This is a genomic window from Clostridium zeae, from assembly GCF_017312485.1.
Taxonomy (GTDB): Bacteria; Bacillota; Clostridia; order Clostridiales; family Clostridiaceae; genus Clostridium_AR; species Clostridium_AR zeae.
Genome location: NZ_BMBA01000001.1, coordinates 311913 through 329267, shown reverse-complemented (window position 1 = coordinate 329267; position 17355 = coordinate 311913). Strand labels below are relative to the sequence as shown.

General features: G+C 31.3%; 15 protein-coding genes and 1 riboswitch. Of the genes, 14 read left to right on the top strand and 1 reads right to left on the bottom strand.

What is annotated here, in order from left to right:
• Positions 1-236: 236 nt before the first annotated feature.
• Positions 237-353, top strand: a riboswitch (SAM riboswitch).
• Between the two features lie 148 nt (positions 354-501).
• The 10 genes from J3477_RS01515 to J3477_RS01470 all read left to right on the top strand — a co-directional run bounded on the left by J3477_RS01515 (position 502) and on the right by J3477_RS01470 (position 11692).
• A complete protein-coding gene (locus J3477_RS01515; RefSeq protein WP_206867790.1) occupies positions 502-1656 on the top strand; it encodes a trans-sulfuration enzyme family protein in 1155 nt (384 codons plus the stop codon).
• A gap of 2 nt (positions 1657-1658) precedes the next feature.
• Complete coding sequence (locus tag J3477_RS01510) at positions 1659-2792, top strand: trans-sulfuration enzyme family protein (RefSeq protein WP_206867789.1); 1134 nt, start codon at positions 1659-1661, stop codon at positions 2790-2792.
• Positions 2793-2955: 163 nt separating this feature from the next.
• Positions 2956-4362, top strand: coding sequence for an AmmeMemoRadiSam system protein A (gene amrA, locus J3477_RS01505; protein WP_206867788.1), 1407 nt, complete (start codon positions 2956-2958; stop codon positions 4360-4362).
• Positions 4363-4377: 15 nt separating this feature from the next.
• Positions 4378-5232, top strand: coding sequence for an AmmeMemoRadiSam system radical SAM enzyme (gene amrS, locus J3477_RS01500; protein WP_206867787.1), 855 nt, complete (start codon positions 4378-4380; stop codon positions 5230-5232).
• Positions 5233-5344: 112 nt separating this feature from the next.
• The gene (locus J3477_RS01495; RefSeq protein WP_206867786.1) at positions 5345-5770 is read left to right on the top strand and encodes a MerR family transcriptional regulator; all 426 of its coding nucleotides are present in this window, start codon (positions 5345-5347) and stop codon (positions 5768-5770) included.
• Between the two features lie 546 nt (positions 5771-6316).
• On the top strand, positions 6317-7456 hold the full coding sequence (locus tag J3477_RS01490; protein ID WP_206867785.1) for an aldo/keto reductase: 1140 nt from the start codon (positions 6317-6319) through the stop codon (positions 7454-7456).
• 188 nt (positions 7457-7644) lie between these two features.
• Positions 7645-8979, top strand: coding sequence for a nickel pincer cofactor biosynthesis protein LarC (larC, locus tag J3477_RS01485; protein ID WP_206867784.1), 1335 nt, complete (start codon positions 7645-7647; stop codon positions 8977-8979).
• Between the two features lie 12 nt (positions 8980-8991).
• Positions 8992-9843: an ATP-dependent sacrificial sulfur transferase LarE gene (larE, locus tag J3477_RS01480; protein WP_206867783.1), complete on the top strand. Its 852-nt coding sequence runs from the start codon at positions 8992-8994 to the stop codon at positions 9841-9843.
• Between the two features lie 59 nt (positions 9844-9902).
• The gene (gene larB / locus J3477_RS01475; RefSeq protein ID WP_206867782.1) at positions 9903-10649 is read left to right on the top strand and encodes a nickel pincer cofactor biosynthesis protein LarB; all 747 of its coding nucleotides are present in this window, start codon (positions 9903-9905) and stop codon (positions 10647-10649) included.
• Between the two features lie 41 nt (positions 10650-10690).
• The gene (locus J3477_RS01470; RefSeq protein ID WP_206867781.1) at positions 10691-11692 is read left to right on the top strand and encodes a HoxN/HupN/NixA family nickel/cobalt transporter; all 1002 of its coding nucleotides are present in this window, start codon (positions 10691-10693) and stop codon (positions 11690-11692) included.
• Between the two features lie 148 nt (positions 11693-11840).
• On the opposite strand, the gene J3477_RS01465 is transcribed toward J3477_RS01470, so the two are convergent.
• Complete coding sequence (locus J3477_RS01465) at positions 11841-12320, bottom strand: GNAT family N-acetyltransferase (RefSeq protein WP_206867780.1); 480 nt, start codon at positions 12318-12320, stop codon at positions 11841-11843.
• Between the two features lie 425 nt (positions 12321-12745).
• On the opposite strand from J3477_RS01465, the gene J3477_RS01460 reads away from it, so the two are divergent.
• The 4 genes from J3477_RS01460 (at position 12746) to J3477_RS01445 (ending at position 17304) form a co-directional block, all read left to right on the top strand.
• Complete coding sequence (locus tag J3477_RS01460) at positions 12746-13564, top strand: nitroreductase family protein (RefSeq protein WP_206867779.1); 819 nt, start codon at positions 12746-12748, stop codon at positions 13562-13564.
• An 812-nt stretch (positions 13565-14376) separates the two neighbouring features.
• Positions 14377-15267 carry an acyl-CoA dehydratase activase-related protein gene (locus J3477_RS01455; RefSeq protein WP_206867778.1) on the top strand — a complete coding sequence of 297 codons (891 nt, stop codon included), beginning with the start codon at positions 14377-14379 and terminating at the stop codon, positions 15265-15267.
• A 1-nt stretch (position 15268) separates the two neighbouring features.
• Positions 15269-16366 carry a 2-hydroxyglutaryl-CoA dehydratase gene (locus J3477_RS01450; RefSeq protein ID WP_206867777.1) on the top strand — a complete coding sequence of 366 codons (1098 nt, stop codon included), beginning with the start codon at positions 15269-15271 and terminating at the stop codon, positions 16364-16366.
• Positions 16348-17304, top strand: a complete 957-nt coding sequence (locus tag J3477_RS01445; RefSeq protein ID WP_206867776.1) for an acyl-CoA dehydratase activase — start codon at positions 16348-16350, stop codon at positions 17302-17304. The genes J3477_RS01450 and J3477_RS01445 overlap by 19 nt, the downstream gene beginning before the upstream one ends.
• The last annotated feature ends 51 nt before the right edge of the window (positions 17305-17355 follow it).

Below are 17355 nucleotides of genomic sequence, written 5' to 3'. Positions count from 1 at the left end.
AATAAATTAGATAATTAAGAGGGTAATTTAGATATATAATTTATAGAATATTAGTTTAATATTATGGATTTATCGTAAGATAAATCCATAATAATTTTTACTATACAAAAAAATATGAAATTTTAAACTAACCATTGATATGAAAAAGTAATTATTAAATTGGTAAAATTGCATAAAATATGTTGACAGAAAACTAATACAAAGCATATAATATGTATTAATTAAATAATAGTTTTAACTTATCTCGAGAGGTGGAGGGACTGGCCCTGTGAAACCCAGCAACCAGCATAAATTTCATTTAATTTATGTAATGGTGCTAATTCCTGCAGTTATATATAACTGGAAGATGAGAATAGATTTCTGTAGTAAATACATGCCAGAGTTTATTCTCTGGCATTTTTTTATTCTTTAGACTAATTATATATGTGAATAAGTATGTTAAACAGACTTGAAAATTTTGTTGTCGACTTTTATAAGCAAAATATTAAGGGGGCATTTAATATGTGTGCAGAAAAATTACTGAAATTTGAGACTACAGCAGTACATGGAAGTAAGGGATTTGATCCGTTAACTGGTGCAATAAGCTTTCCAATATATCAGACAGCTACATTCAAGCATGGGGGCTTGAATGAAAGTACGGGATATGATTATTCTAGATTGCAAAATCCTACTAGAGAAGAGGTAGAGAAAACTGTGGCAAGACTTGAAGGAGCAAAATTTGGTGCTGGCTTTTCTACAGGTGTAGCAGCTGTAACTGCAGTGCTAAGCCTTTTTAAATCTGGTGATCATATTTTGGTTTCTGATGATTTATATGGAGGTACCTTTAGATTATTTAGAGATATTTATGGACCTTATGGAATAGAACATGATTTTATAGATACCACTGATTTAAATGATGTAATAAAAAATATCAAGGAAAATACTAAAGCCATCTTTATAGAAACGCCCTCAAATCCTATGATGAAAGTTGTAAATATCAATGAAGTGGTGAAGATAGCAAAAGAGAAAAATCTAATTGTAATAGTAGACAATACATTTTTAACACCATATTTTCAAAAACCTATTAATTTAGGTGCTCATATAGTGGTTCATAGTGGAACAAAGTACCTTGGCGGACATAACGATACTCTTGCTGGTTTTGTGGTAACTAATGAAGAATGGATAAATGAAAGAATAAGATTTTATGAAAAATCTACAGGTGCAACCTTAGCGCCTTTTGACTCATGGCTCATACTAAGAGGAATAAAAACATTACATATAAGAATGGAGAAAAGTCAAGAAAATGCAATAGAAGTTGCTGAATTTTTGAAAAAGCATCCTAAGATAAAAGAAGTGTTTTACGTAGGTTTACCTGAGCATAAAGGATATGAAATCTCTAAAAGACAGGCAACTGGTTTTGGTTCAATGATATCATTTAAAGTTAAAAACCAGGAGGATGTAGCTAAAATCTTAAAGAATGTCAAAGTCATAAACTTTGCAGAAAGTTTAGGTGGTGTTGAGACTCTGATCACCTATCCACAAACTCAAACACACGCAGAAATTCCAGCTGAAATTAAGAAGAAACTTGGAGTGACAGAAGATTTATTAAGGCTATCTGTAGGTATTGAGAATATAAGTGATCTAATTGAAGATTTAGAAAGTGCATTGGGGTGTTAAATATGAAATTTGGGACAAAATTAATTCATAATGGAAATGAGATAGATGAAGAAACAGGCGCACTAAGTATACCAATATACCAGGCTTCTACCTTTCATCAAAGAGACATAGATAGCTTTGGAAAGTATGATTATTCTAGAAGTGGAAATCCTACAAGGGAAGCGTTAGAAGACACAATTGCTCAACTTGAAAATGGACATAGAGGTTTTGCCTTTTCTTCAGGTATGGCAGCCACATCATCTGTTTTATCAATATTTTCAGCTGGAGACCATATTATAATCTGTGAAGATGTATATGGAGGAACATATAGAATAACTACTAAAGTACTCAGCAGATTTAATATAGAGTTCACTTTTGTTGATGCATCTAAATTAGAAAATATAAGAAGTGCAATTAAGGAAAATACAAAAGCAATTTTCTTAGAGACACCTTCAAATCCTCTGCTTAAAATAACAGATTTAAAAGGTGCTATATCTTTAGTAAAGGAGAAAGATATAATCGTAATAGTAGATAATACTTTTATGTCACCATATCTACAAAGACCATTAGATTTAGGTGCTGATATTGTAGTTCATAGTGCTACCAAGTTTATAGGTGGACATAGCGATGTGGTAGGCGGACTTGCTGTTGCTAAAACTAAAGAATTAGCAGACAGGATATACACTATACAAAATTCTTTTGGAGCTATACTTGGACCTCAAGATTGTTGGTTACTTCTTAGAGGGCTTAAGACATTAAAAATAAGATTAGATGCTCATCAAGCAACTGCGCTGAAGCTTTCAGCATGGCTTCAAGAGCAGGAACAGGTAGAAAAAGTTTACTATCCAGGATTAGAAGGTCATATAGGAAAAGATATTCATTTTTCTCAAGCCTCTGGTGCTGGCGCAGTGCTTTCTTTTAAGTTTAAAACTTTAGAGCAAACGAAATATTTTCTTAATAATATAGAGAATGCTGCTTTTGCTGTTTCTCTAGGTGGTGTGGAAACTATTGTTTCTTATCCAGCGAAAATGTCACATGCAGCTATACCGAGAGAAGAGAGAGAGGCACTTGGTGTTAGTGACACCTTAATTAGGGTATCTGTTGGACTAGAAGAATACGAAGATATAATTGAAAGCTTTGAAAAAGCCATTATTTAAAAAGGTACATCTATATATCAGCTACTTGCATATGAAATAATATATAAGTAGCTGATTTTTTACTGTATATAAAAGTAAAAAAATCACTGAAGTATTTAATAATATAAGTTGGTAAAACTAATTTTCAGATTAAGGATATAACTACAATAAAGAGGTGATTATTTTGAATTTAAAGGGCTTCTATTTATTACCACATCCTCCAATAGCTGTACCAGAAGTAGGTAAAGGAGAAGAAGAAAAGATAAGTGCAACTTGCAATAGTTTTCATGTAGTTGGTGAAGATATTGCTAAAAAGGCTCCAGATACTATTGTATTAGTTACTCCTCATGGAGTGATGTTTCAAGATGCTATTGCAATAAGTTATGAGAATGAGATATATGGTGATTTAAAAAACTTTAGAGTTCCCAACGTAAATATGAAACTTAAAATAAACAAAGAATTAACAGCAAAAATATACGAAATAGCATATGGAGAGGGAATACCAGTTATAATGGCAACTAATTCTCTTTTAAATAAGTATAAGCAATCAGTTACATTAGATCATGGAGCGATTGTTCCTCTTTATTTCATAAATAAACATTATAGTAACTACAAATTCGTACATATAACTTATGCAGCCTTAAGTGATATAGACTTATATAAGTTTGGAATTGCTATAAGAAAAGCAGTAGAGGAATTAAATGAAAATGCTGTTTTTATAGCAAGTGGAGACTTATCTCATAAACTTAAAGCGGAAGGGCCATATGGATATAATCCATTTGGTGAGAAGTTTGACAGAGAGTTTCTTGATAACTTAGCAAAAGGTGATGTTAAAACAGTATTAAGTATTGATAAAGAAACTGTTTGCGAAGCTGGTGAATGTGGAAGACGGTCAACAGTAACGCTACTTGGTGCACTTGAAGGTAAAAAATTTAATGGTGATCTTTTGAGTTATGAAGGAACTTTTGGAGTTGGGTATGGAATAATGAAATTTAGTATTTTGTCTGAAGATGAGCCAAAGCTTAGTGAATTAGAGGAACTTAGAAAATTACACTATGAAAAAAAGAATAAACAAAGTGATCCTTACGTAAGACTTGCTAGAGAAAGCCTTACTACTTATTTAAACACTAGGAGAAAACTTAAAGAAATTCCTGAATATGTACCTGATGAAATGAAAAATATGCAAAGAGGTGTATTTGTATCACTAAAGAAAAATGGTGATTTAAGAGGGTGTATAGGTACTATATTTCCAGCGACAGATAATGTAGCAAAAGAAATTATTAGAAATGCTATAGAAGCAGGAATTAACGATCCAAGATTTTATGAAGTGGAAGAAGAAGAACTTCTTGATATTGATTTTTCTGTAGATGTTTTGACCGAACCTGAGGTGGCAACAAAGGATGATTTAAATCCTAAGGAATATGGTGTTATTGTAAGGTATATGATGAAAACAGGACTCTTACTGCCTGACTTAGAAGGAGTAAATACAGTTGAAGAGCAGCTTTCTATAGCCTTAGAAAAGGGAAATATAGATCAAGAGGATGAGTACACTATACAAAGATTTCAAGTTATAAGACATAAAGAAAGCTAGGAGAATGCTATAAGAATGAAAAAAGAAGCTATGTTTTATGAAAATCTTAAAGATAAAGTACACTGTTATTTGTGTCCCCATAATTGTGTAATTGAAAATGGGCATATAGGAAAATGCAATGTGAGAACTCATGAGGATGGAAAACTTTATACATTAAATTATGGAGAAATAACCTCAGCTGCATTGGATCCAATAGAAAAAAAGCCGTTATATTATTTTAAACCAGAAAGTTTTATTTTGTCAGTGGGGAGCTTTGGATGTAATTTTGTATGTGGATTTTGTCAAAACTATAGGATATCTCAACTGATAACCAAAAGTGAATTTGTTTCAAAAGAAGAATTAGTAAAAACAGCGTTGACAACAAAAGATAATATAGGTTTAGCATTTACTTATAACGAACCTAGTATATGGTATGAGTATGTATATGACTGTTCAAAGCTTCTAAAAGAAACTGATGAAAATGCTTCTGTTGTAATCGTAACTAATGGGTATATAAGCGAAGAACCATTAAATAAGCTACTCCCTTATGTTGATGCTATGAATATAGACTTAAAAAGTTATAGTAACAGCTATTACAAGAATTTATGTGGCGGAAGCTTGAAGCCAGTATTAAAGACTATTGAGATAGCGGCACAAAAATGTCATGTTGAAATAACAACTTTATTAGTTAGCGGTGAAAATGATAGTTTAGAAGAGGTAGAAGAAATAGCAAGGTTTTTAAGTAGTATAAATAAAGATATACCTTTACATCTTTCAAGATATTTTCCACGTTATAAATTAATGAATTCTCCAACAGATTTAACATTTATGAGGAAAGCAGAAGAAGTTGCAGGTAAGTATTTGAATAGAGTTATATTGGGAAATGTATAGGAAAGATAAAAATTCTGAAATTTTCTGTCTATACCACTTGACTTATATACTACAAAAGGAGTTATATTAAACTTGTACACAAAGCTAGGTTATAGAAGGGAAGTTGTTTTTTATGAAATACATGATAAAGCAAGTAGCTGAAAAATTTGATTTAACTGAGTATGCGATAAGATATTATGAAAAAGAGGGATTACTTCCCAATATAGCACGTGATGAACATGGGATTAGAAACTTCAGTGAAGATGATATTGAATGGATAAAGCTTATATGCTGTTTACGTAATACTGGAATGGCCATTTCAAAGATTAAGAACTTTGTTGCTCTTTGTATGGAAGGTGACGGAACCTTAGAATTAAGAAGAGAAATTATACTGGCACAAAAGAAGATAACTGAACAAAAAATTAAGGAGATGAACAATAATCTAGAAATGATCAATTGGAAGCTTAATCATTACACTGGTCTAATAGAAGAAAAGAAAACAGATAACTGTTGCTGCAAGACTATCAATAACTGCGAAAATAGTGGAGCAGCAGTATAGTGAATTTTATAAAAAGATAAAATATGCAAAAAATAAACTATGCTATAGATATATAAATATTCATAATTAGGGAATTTAGATAAGTATGTATATATAGTATAGTTTTATTTAGAAAAGAAATTAATCTTAAACTTCTTATGAAGTTTCAAGGGTTAATTTCTTTTATTTTATCCCATAGATATGTAAGATTAAATTCTACTTACATTAATAAAGGGGGGGTTGAGATTCATCTAAGGAGACTACCTTACCATATTTTGTGCAAGACTAAAATCGTCAAACACGAATTTAACCTTGCATTCACGAATTTACTATTACATTTTACGAAAAAGATTTAGTCACTATATTGACTTAGAGTACACTTTAAGGTGTAATATTTATAATATATGGAAACAAACATCAAATAATAGTATTTTAAAAGGAAAATATTTAAGATTCATATTGTCAAATCTTTTTCATAATTGCCCGCGGAGCCTGGCTTATTAGTTTGGTTTTGCATATATGATTTAGGTTAAAGCATATGTGTCAAGAGTATGAGGAGGAGTCGAGATGTTATACAGAGAGTTTGGTAAGACAAATGAAAAGGTTTCAATTTTAGGTTTTGGATGTATGAGACTACCATTGATACCAGGAGGAGATCCATCCCAAATTGATGAAGAAAAATCAATGGGTTTAGTTCGTTATGCAATAGATAACGGCGTAAACTATATAGACACAGCTTACCCATACCATGGTAATGGCATGACTAGAGGTGGCGGTGCAAGTGAACCTTTTGTTGGAAGAGCGTTAAAAGATGGATATAGAGAAAAAGTAAAATTAGCAACAAAGCTTCCAAGCTGGTTAATACAGTCAAGAAGCGATATGGATAAATATTTAAATGAACAACTTGAACGTTTGGATACAGATCATATAGATTTCTATTTGGTACATGCTTTAAATAAAACTGATTGGGAAAGATTAAAAGCAAATGGGATAGATGAATTTTTAGATACTGCTATAAAAGATGGTAGAATAAAATATGCTGGTTTCTCATTCCATGATAAATTAGAAGTATTTAAAGAAATAGTTGATTATTATAATTGGTCATTCTGCCAAATACAATATAACTATTTAGATGAAGAATTTCAAGCAGGAACTGAAGGCTTAGAATATGCTGCTGCAAGAGGTTTAGGGGTTACTATAATGGAACCTATCAGAGGTGGAAAACTTGTAAATATCCCTGATGAAGCAAAAGAAGCTTTTGATAAAGCAGATGTAAAGAGATCTCCAGCAGAGTGGGCTTTAAAGTGGGTATGGAATCACCCAGAAGTAAAAGTTGTACTAAGCGGAATGAACACTTTAGAGCAATTAGTAGAAAATATAAAAGCAGCTGGTGAAACTCCTGAAAATTCATTGACTGAAAAAGAATTAGCAATAGTTGATGAAGTTAAGACTATAATAAAAGGTAAGATGAAAGTTAACTGTACTGCTTGTGGATATTGTATGCCATGTCCTGCAGGAGTAAATATACCAAGATGCTTCAGTGCATATAATACTTATAACATGTTCCCTGGAGACAAGTCATATGAGAATTTACCAGCAAAAGAAAAGGCAACAAGCTGCGTAAAGTGTGGTAAATGTGAACAACATTGTCCACAAAGTCTTCCTATCCGTGAGCATTTACAAACTATCAAAGAAGTGTTTGCATAAAAGATAAGAAGTTAAGAATTTAAATAGTAAAAAATTAAGATGTACAGGTTCTACTTTAAATATATCCTTAAAATTATTATGAATAAGTGATTTTAATAGACCAAACTAAATTGGGAGCTGTACATCTCTCTATATAGACATAAAAGTTCTAAAGAAAGTTAAATAACAAATGTAATGGAGAGAATAAGATGAAAATATTATATTATGATTGCTTTTGTGGAATTAGTGGAGATATGAATTTAGGAGCACTTATCGATTTAGGAGTGGACAAAGAATACTTACTAAACGAGATTGCGAAATTAAATATTTCTTCTGAGTATGATATAAAAATTAAAAAAGATATTAAAAACGGTATAACTGGCACTAAAGTTGATGTAATTATAAAGAAACAAGACAATCATAACCATGTTCATATTGATGAAGAATATCATAATGAAGCACACACACATACCCATAAACATGATGATCAAGATTTTCAGCATGAACATCATAACCACCATCATAAGCATATGGATGAACGACATTTACATGAGGATTTAAATATTGCGGAAAATAAAACACATCACCATCATGAACATAGAAATTTTAATGATATTAAGAATATAATTAGCTCCAGTGAGTTGAGTGATAAGGTTAAGAGTTTAAGCTTAGCCATTTTTATGAGAATAGCAGAAGCTGAAGCAGAAGTTCACGGAAAAACAATAGATGAAGTTCATTTTCATGAAGTTGGCGCTATAGATTCAATAATAGACATTGTAGGTGCAGCAATAGCATTGGATTATTTGAAGGTTGACAAGATAATGGCATCACCAATTCAATTAGGTGGAGGCTTTGTAAAATGCGCACATGGTCTTATACCTGTGCCAGCACCAGCAACAATTAGAATACTTAAAAATATACCAGTAAAAACTGGAATAGTTAATTTTGAAACTACAACTCCTACAGGTGCAGCAATTTTAGCTGAAAATGTTGAAGTCTACACTGATAAGACGGAGTTTTCAATAGAGAAGATTGGATATGGTCTTGGAACTAGAGTACTTGAAATACCTAATGTTTTAAGAGTATATTTAGGAGAAGAAATTAAAAATGAAGACATTGAAGAACAACACTTACTTGAAACTAACATTGATGATATGAATCCTGAAATATATAGTTATGTTGAAGAAAAGCTTTTTGAATCGGGAGCATTAGACGTATTCAAAACTGCTATAATTATGAAAAAAGGAAGACCAGCAATAAAACTAAGTGTATTAGTTAATAAAAAGGTTGAAAAGAAGGTACTAGAAGTTATTTTTAAAGAAACTACCTCTATCGGGGTTAGGAAGTTTAATGTAGAGAAGATTATGTTAAACAGAGAGTTTTCTAAGCTTACAACTAAGTATGGAGAGGTAACAGTGAAAAACTCATATTATAATGGCGAATTGGTTAAGTCAAAACCTGAATATGAGGATTGTAAAAGATTAGCTAAAGAAAATAATGTAGCAATATCTAAAATATATAACGAAGTATATAAGACATTATAGGAGGTATGGGGAATGGAACTTAAAGAAAAATTTCAATTACTTAAAGATATAATTAAAGAAAAGGGAAGTGCTGCTGTAGCATTTTCTGGTGGAGTAGACAGTACTTTTCTTGTAAAAGTAGCCTACGAAGTATTAGGTGAAAGGCTAATTGCAGTTACAGCGACTTCATCAACTTACCCTGAAAGAGAGCTAAAAGAAGCAATTAAATATGCAAAGGATATGGGAGCAAAACATATTATAATATCTTCAGAAGAACTCGATATAGAAGGTTTCGCAAGTAATCCTAAGAACAGGTGTTATTATTGCAAAAAAGAACTTTTTACAAAAATTAAGGATGTCGCTTTAGAAAATGGAGTTAAGTATGTATTTGATGGTTCTAACTTAGATGATAACGGAGATTATAGACCAGGAATGCAGGCTGCTAGGGAATTAGAAGTGATTAGTCCTTTAAAGCAAGCTGGATTAACGAAAAATGATATAAGAGAACTATCTAAGGAACTTGGTCTTCCAACTTGGGATAAGCCATCATTCGCATGTCTTTCTTCTAGATTTCCATATGGGCATAAAATAACATTACCTAAGTTGAAAATGGTAGATCAAGCTGAACAATTCCTTCTTGATATGGGAATTAAGCAAGTTAGAGTAAGACATCATGGAGAGATTGCTAGAATAGAAGTTGCCCCTGAAGAAAGAGAGCAATTTTTCAATATTGAACTTATGGATAAGATAGGAAATAAGTTTAAGGAAATTGGGTTTACTTATGTTACTTTAGATATGTTGGGATATAGAACTGGTAGTATGAATGAAGTTTTAAATAAAGAAGAGAAAACCCTATTTACTATGCAAAAAAAGAGTCTTAATTAAGACTCTTTTTAGTGATTACAATTTGAAATAAAAGCCTTAGTATATTTTAGGAGGAAAGTATGGACAAAGATGATATAAAAAAATTATTAGAAGCCGTTAAAAATGGTGGGATTGAAATAGAAAAGGCAGTAAAAGAAATTGAAGAGTTACCTTTTAAAGATTTAGGTTTTGCAGTAATTGACAATCACAGGCAAATAAGAACTGGGTATCCTGAAGTTATATACTGTGAAGGAAAAACAATAGAACAGGTAACAAATATCATTGAATTTATGCTTACTAAAGAAAATAATATTTTAGCTACAAGAGCCAGTGAAGAAATGTTTAATTCAATTAAGGAAATATGTAGTGAGGCAAAGTACAATAAGTTAGGTAGAACTATAACTATTAGAAAAAGAGAAGAAGAATTAACAGAAAGTTATATTGCTATTATTTCAGCTGGAACTTCTGATTTACCAGTTGTTGAAGAAGCATATGAAACAGCACTAATTCTTGGTAATAAAGTTGAGAAGATTGTAGACGTAGGTGTAGCAGGTATACATAGATTATTTGCTAGGCTCGATGTTATAAGAGGTGCTAAGGTAGTGATTGTCATTGCAGGAATGGAAGGTGCTCTTGCAAGTGTCATAGGTGGATTAGTAGATAAGCCTGTAATCGCTGTTCCTACAAGTGTTGGTTATGGAGCTAACTTTGGAGGTTTTGCTGCTCTTTTATCAATGCTAAACAGTTGTGCCAACGGTATAAGTGTTGTAAATATAGATAATGGATTTGGAGCTGCATATAATGCAAGCATGATAAATAAATTATAAAAGAACGTAATTGTTTGGTGTTAAGGGGGAGTTATAGGAGTATGCAATTAAAAAAGAATACTAATTGGATATTCTACTGTGTTATAGTAGTTGTATTACATATTATTGGAGTATCTTTGGTGTTAATTAATATTAGTAAGTATCCACAAATCATTGGCCTTGCTCTTTTAGTATATACATTAGGACTAAGGCATGCATTCGATGTGGATCATATTGCAGCTATTGACAATACAGTGAGAAAATTAATAGAGCAAAAAAAAGATTCCACAGGAGTCGGATTCTTTTTTTCAATGGGACATTCCTCAGTGGTCTTTATAATGGCACTTATAACCACATTTTCGATGGGGTGGGCAAGTAAAAATATTCCGCAAATCAAAGAAGTAGGAAGTATAATAGGTACATCAGTTTCAGGGGCATTTCTTGTGCTTATTGGCGTACTTAATCTATTTATTTGGTTCGATATTTATAAGTTTTTTAAAGATACAAGAAAAGGTAAATATGAAGAAGAAAGTTTAGAGAAACTTTTGTTAGATAGAGGACTAATTGCGAAGCTAGGGAAGCCATTCTATAAGTTCATAAGCAAAAGTTGGCATGTATACCCTTTAGGTTTTCTTTTTGGATTAGGATTTGATACCGCCTCAGAGGTAGCTCTTTTAGCAATTTCGGCAAACGCTGCAACAAAGAGCATACCGATAACAATGCTTATCGCTTTGCCTATTGTCTTTGCAGCTGGTATGAGCTTGATGGATACTGCAGATGGGATATTTATGACATCAGCATATAACTGGGCTTTTTCAACTCCTTTACGTAAGATATACTATAATCTTTCTGTAACAGGTATATCTGTAATAGCGGCATTATTTATTGGAGTAGTTGAGTTAACTCAAATATTGGCTCCGAAGCTAGGCTTAAACAGTGGAGTGTGGATGTGGATACAAAATTTAGATATGGCTAACATTGGGTATTTGTTAGTTGTATTGTTTGTTATAATGTGGGCATTGTCTTATATAATATGGAAAACATTAAAGTTAGAAAGTGCTTAAAATGCATTGAAATTTATAAACAATTTAATAAGGATTGGTTTTATAATTGAACAAATAGTTTTTTTAATTGATGGTACCATAAAACAAGCGAGAATACGATTTAAAGAAAAACACAGATGTATAAAAAATCTGTGTTTTTTTACGATATTTAATGATATTTAAATATACTGATTTCGAAATCCTCCTCTGGATAATCCATTATATAATCGAATCCACAATTTGAATAAAAGGTCTTTAATTTAGTGTTTTTTGACCAACAGTCCAAATAAAGTGGCTTGTTCAAGGTCACAGCTTGGTTATGTGAAAAGTCAATAATTTTGCAGCCAATATTTTTCTTCTGGTATTCTGGTAATATTGCTAAAGTATGTAGATAAAGTATTTCTTCATCAATTTCAGGTATCCAAGAACTTTTCGATTTTAGCTTTAAAGAAAAAGTACCTATAATTTTTTCGTTGTTAAATACAGCATAAGTATATTTGTTTTCAATATTACTTTTTATCTCTTCAGTATCCCAAGGGTATTTCCATTGATTTATATTTTTTTTATGTAGATTTAAAGTAACGGTATTAAGTAATTTAACGATATCATTAAGATTATTCATATGAGCTGTTTTGATTTCGTAATCCATTCCTACTCCTTATACAAAATATAAAAAAATATAGTGGTTTGGTTTTTACATTACAATAAACTGTAAAAAAATTCAAGTTAGTTAATCTTATATACTTCAATAGATTTAGAAGTTTTTTATATGTGAATATTTAAATGTTAATACTAATTCTAACATGAAGTTCTATAATATGGAATTGTTTATGGATTAGTTTTCTGAACATATCATAATTTAATTTGATTATAAATACTACAGTAACAAAATATACCTAAATCGTAGAAATACATTAAAACTTGATGATTTAGCTATAAAAATGAGTCTTAGTATAAAATCATAAGTTAGACTAATATAATAACCAAGTGTTATAATTGCTATAGTCTGAAATAATAATATAAGGCCAGTAATGCCTAAAACGCCTTATAATAAATAGGAGAGTGTAAAGTTTTATGATGAATGTTAATGCGGAAAAATGTATTGGTTGTGGATTGTGCGCAAAGGATTGTTTTGTAAGAGATATAGAGATGATTGAGGGAAAAGCAAAGATTAAGAATGAAGCTTGTTTCAAATGTGGACACTGCGTTGCAATATGTCCAAGAGAAGCAGTGTCAACTGATGATTATAACATGGAAGAAGTAAAAGCATATAAGAAAGATGAATTTGAAATAGAACCAGAAAGATTACTGAACTTTATTAAGTTTAGAAGAACAGTAAGACAATTTCAAGCTAAAGACATAGAAGTTGAAAAACTAAATAAAATTATAGAAGCAGGAAGATTTACACAAACAGGAAGTAATGCACAGAATGTTTCTTATGTAGTAGTAAGAGAAAGTTTAGACAAGTTAAAAGCTTTAGCTTTTGAAGGCTTAAGTAATTATGGAAAATATATGCTCAATAATTTAACACCTGAGACTGCTCATTTTAAAAGATATGCTGATATGTGGGTGCAAATGAACGAAGATTTTAAAGCAGATAATACTAAGGACAAGTTGTTCTTTAATGCGCCAGCAGTAGTATTGGTATTATCTGAATCAGAAGTTAATGGATCTCTAGCTTCTTCAAATATGGAGCTTATGGTAGATGCTTTAGGATTAGGAACTTTCTTTAGTGGTTTCTTTGTAAGAGCGGCACAAGGAAATAAGGAAATAATGGAGCTACTAGGATTAAATGAGGGACAAAAGATAGTTACCTGTATGGTAATAGGTTACCCTGCTGTAAAATATTCAAGAACTGTACCAAGAAAAGATGCCGTAGTTTCATGGAAATAGGATTCTTAACATATCTAGGTAATATATTGCATTAGAAAACATTGATTAGTATAGGAATTTATATTGTTAAAAGTTTTACTTATAACTAATCATAAGGTGAAAATAGATTTGAATACTTAATAGACTGCGACTACATTGATTTAATAGTCGTAGTCTTTAATATTTAAAAAAGATTTAACAGTAAAAGATATTTTAATGAATACATTGTTTCACTGCTTTTAGCATTTCTTCTCTGGCTTTAGCAACAATCTTGCCAATTCTCTTTAAAGCTACCAATTCACTTTCTGAATTTATTATCATTTATATCACATCTTAAATTCTTTTTAAGCAACTTCTAATATTTTACTTTTAATAAATATTTATATAATACCATAATTCTGCCTAATAAGTTATTAAGATACATTTTAAATATAGAGCTTTCAATAAATTGAATGGATATTAAGAAACTTGAAATTTTATACGAAAAAGCATTGGAATAATTCGTGATATCTTACCATATGCGTATGGGTTTAATATTAATTACTATATTGATAATAAAATGTTACAAATAAATAAGAAATTTTATGACTAAATAGAATAATATTGGAATTATAGATAATAATACTTTAATGGAACTTTGTTTTTTATTTATGAATCTACAATTTAATTAATTATGTAGATAAGTGTGTGTAGTAGGCTTAAATAATAATATAGGTTAAAGAATAAAAAATAAAAATTGATGTCTGCAAGATTCTTCATTAAGTTCTGAAAAAGCAAATGCTCAAAGAAATAATTGAAGAAAGTCGATTCGGTAATTTTTTATGGAGGGTAAAATGAAAGTTGGTATTCCAAAAGGACTCTTATATTATAAGTATCATCCTTTCCTAAATACATTTTTTACTGAACTAGGAGCTGAGATAATAACATCGGAAGATACAAACAAAAAGATTTTGGATGAAGGTGTAAAGTATTGCGTAGATGAGGCTTGTTTACCTATAAAAATTTTTCATGGTCACGTGGCAATGCTCAAAGATAAATGCGATGTTATAGTTATACCAAGAATAATGCAACTTAGGTCAAGAGAATATATATGTCCTAAGTTTTGTGGCTTGCCTGAAATGGTTCTAAATAGCATACCAGGTATTACAGAATCAATATCAGAGCCTATATATGCAGCTTCTGAGAAGGAACTTTATCACTGGGCCCAGAAGGCAGGAAAAGCAATCACAAATAATAGAACACAAATAAGAAATGCTTTTGATAAGGCATTAGATGAACAAAATAAATTCAAAACTGGAATAAGAAATGAGAATTATAAAATAAATGTTGCTTTAGCAGGTCATCCCTACAATTTATATGATGACTTTATAAACATGAATATAGTGAAAAAATTAAATAAATTAGGGGTTGGGGTTATAACAGAGGAATTCATAGATGACAACTTAATTGATAATAAAGTTAAAGATCTATATAAAAGACCGTTTTGGACTTTTGCTCGTAATGCATATGGATTCACTTTAGAAGCTTCCAAGGAAAAAATGGTCAATGGAATAATATATATATCATCCTTCGCTTGTGGCATTGATTCAGTTATAGTGGAGCTTATTAAGGATAAAATTGGAGATTTTCCTTTTATGATTCTAAAGGTTGATGAGCATACTGGGGAAGCAGGTCTAGAAACCAGAGTAGAAGCTTTTGTTGATATGTTAGAAAGGAGCTGTTAATTTGAAAATAACATTTCCACATATGGGTAATGTATATCTTGCAGCTAAGGCCTTATTTGATGGCCTTGGCATTGAATATGTTATACCTAATCAGAGTAGTAAATCATCACTTGAAATAGGGGCATTACACTCGCCTGAAGAAATATGCCTTCCATTTAAAATAATGATTGGAAACTATATTGAAGCAATTGAGCAAGGGGCAGACACTGTAATAATAACTGGAAGCTGTGGGCCTTGTAGATTTGGAGAATACTGCGAGATGCAGATGAATCTACTCAAAAAGCTTGGTCATGATTTGGATTTTATAGTTATAGATGCTCCAAAAGAAATAGGGATTAAAGAACTATTTGCTAGAGTTAGTAAAATATCATCGGTTAGTGAAAAAAATTCTTTTGAAAAATTAAGAGTATTATATGATGCTTTAAGAGTGGTAAGGTTAGTTGATGAAATAGAAGCAAAAGCACACTATCTTGCTGGTTTTGAAAATGAAACTGGCACTTGTAAAAGATTACTACATAAATGTAAAGTTGAGGCTTTAAAGACTTCAAATCCATCCCAGATGATAAAGCTCCTTTTAGATTATAAAAAGCAGTTGGATAATGTACCTGTAGATAGTAAAAAGAATCCTATTAAAATTGCAATAATAGGGGAGATATATACGGTAATTGAGCCATTTTCTAATCTATACATTGAAGATAAATTAATGGATTATGGAGTTTCAACAATAAGAAGATTAACTCCTAGTTGGTGGGTGAAAAATACAGCACTTGTTCCAACTAAATTAAATTCACTAGATTTAAGAAAGGGGTCTAAAAAATATCTGCCACTTTATATTGGGGGGCATGCTAGAGAATGTATTGGTGAAGCAGTTTTAGCCTATGAAGATGGATGTGATGGAGCTATTCAGATTTTTCCAATGGGATGTATGCCTGAGATTGTTTCGAAAGCTATTTTGCCTAAAATATCCAGTGACAAAGATTTTCCTATAATGTCTTTAGTTGTTGATGAAATGACCGGAGAGGCAGGATATGTCACAAGAATAGAAGCATTTGTAGATTTACTTGAAAGGAGAAAGATGAGATGTACTACCTTGGCGTAGATGTAGGTTCTGTAAGCACTGATTTAGTGCTTATTGATGATAAAATGAATGTAATAGAAAAACTGTATTTGAGGACTAAGGGAAGACCAATAAAGGCTATTCAGCAAGGCTTTAAGATTCTAAAAGAAAAATATAATGGAATAGAGGTAAATGCTGCAGGAACAACTGGAAGTGGTAGGCATATCGCATCAACACTAATAGGTGCTGATGCCATAAAAAACGAGATAACAGCTCATGCAGTAGCAGCTCTAGAAATTGACAAAGATGTAAGAACAATAATTGAGATTGGTGGTCAAGATTCAAAAATTATTGTTTTAAAAAATGGAGTGGTTTCTGATTTTGCAATGAACACTGTATGTGCAGCTGGTACCGGTTCATTCCTTGATAGGCAGGCAGAAAGACTAGATATTCCAATTGAAGAGTTTGGTGAATACGCGCTTAAGGCTACAACACCTGTAAGAATAGCAGGTAGATGTGCTGTGTTTGCAGAATCTGATATGATACATAAACAGCAATTGGGATATAATGATTCTGATATTATAAGAGGTTTATGTGACGCATTAGTAAGAAATTACTTGAATAATATAGGGAAGGGAAAGGATATTGAATCCAAGGTGTTTTTTCAAGGTGGAGTAGCAGCAAACAAAGGTATGAAAGCTGCTTTTGAAAGCTCTTTAGGTTTTGAGATCTTTGTACCAGAGCACTATAATATGATGGGAGCTATAGGTTCGGCGCTTATTGCTAAAGCAGCAGTTGAAAAGACTGGTAAGACTAATTTCAGAGGATTCAATCTTGCTGATAGTAAATTTATATCAAAAAGCTTCGAGTGCGAAGGGTGCCCTAATAGGTGTGAAGTTGTTAGGATTAATGAAAATGAAAGTACAATTGGATGCTTTGGAGATAGATGTGGTAAGTGGAGTAATAAGAAAGCGATATAATATATAATCCTGATTTGATAAATCGTAAATTAATGAGATAAAAATATTACT

Coding starts and splice junctions, on each gene's coding strand:
- amrS (WP_206867787.1), top strand. CDS start 4,378: ATGAAAAAAGAAGCTATGTTTTATGAAAATCTTAAAGATAAAGTACAC.
- J3477_RS01465 (WP_206867780.1), bottom strand. CDS start 12,320: ATGGATTACGAAATCAAAACAGCTCATATGAATAATCTTAATGATATC.
- larC (WP_206867784.1), top strand. CDS start 7,645: ATGAAAATATTATATTATGATTGCTTTTGTGGAATTAGTGGAGATATG.
- J3477_RS01445 (WP_206867776.1), top strand. CDS start 16,348: ATGTACTACCTTGGCGTAGATGTAGGTTCTGTAAGCACTGATTTAGTG.
- J3477_RS01470 (WP_206867781.1), top strand. CDS start 10,691: ATGCAATTAAAAAAGAATACTAATTGGATATTCTACTGTGTTATAGTA.
- J3477_RS01455 (WP_206867778.1), top strand. CDS start 14,377: ATGAAAGTTGGTATTCCAAAAGGACTCTTATATTATAAGTATCATCCT.
- J3477_RS01495 (WP_206867786.1), top strand. CDS start 5,345: ATGAAATACATGATAAAGCAAGTAGCTGAAAAATTTGATTTAACTGAG.
- J3477_RS01460 (WP_206867779.1), top strand. CDS start 12,746: ATGATGAATGTTAATGCGGAAAAATGTATTGGTTGTGGATTGTGCGCA.
- J3477_RS01510 (WP_206867789.1), top strand. CDS start 1,659: ATGAAATTTGGGACAAAATTAATTCATAATGGAAATGAGATAGATGAA.
- larB (WP_206867782.1), top strand. CDS start 9,903: ATGGACAAAGATGATATAAAAAAATTATTAGAAGCCGTTAAAAATGGT.
- larE (WP_206867783.1), top strand. CDS start 8,992: ATGGAACTTAAAGAAAAATTTCAATTACTTAAAGATATAATTAAAGAA.
- J3477_RS01515 (WP_206867790.1), top strand. CDS start 502: ATGTGTGCAGAAAAATTACTGAAATTTGAGACTACAGCAGTACATGGA.
- J3477_RS01490 (WP_206867785.1), top strand. CDS start 6,317: ATGTTATACAGAGAGTTTGGTAAGACAAATGAAAAGGTTTCAATTTTA.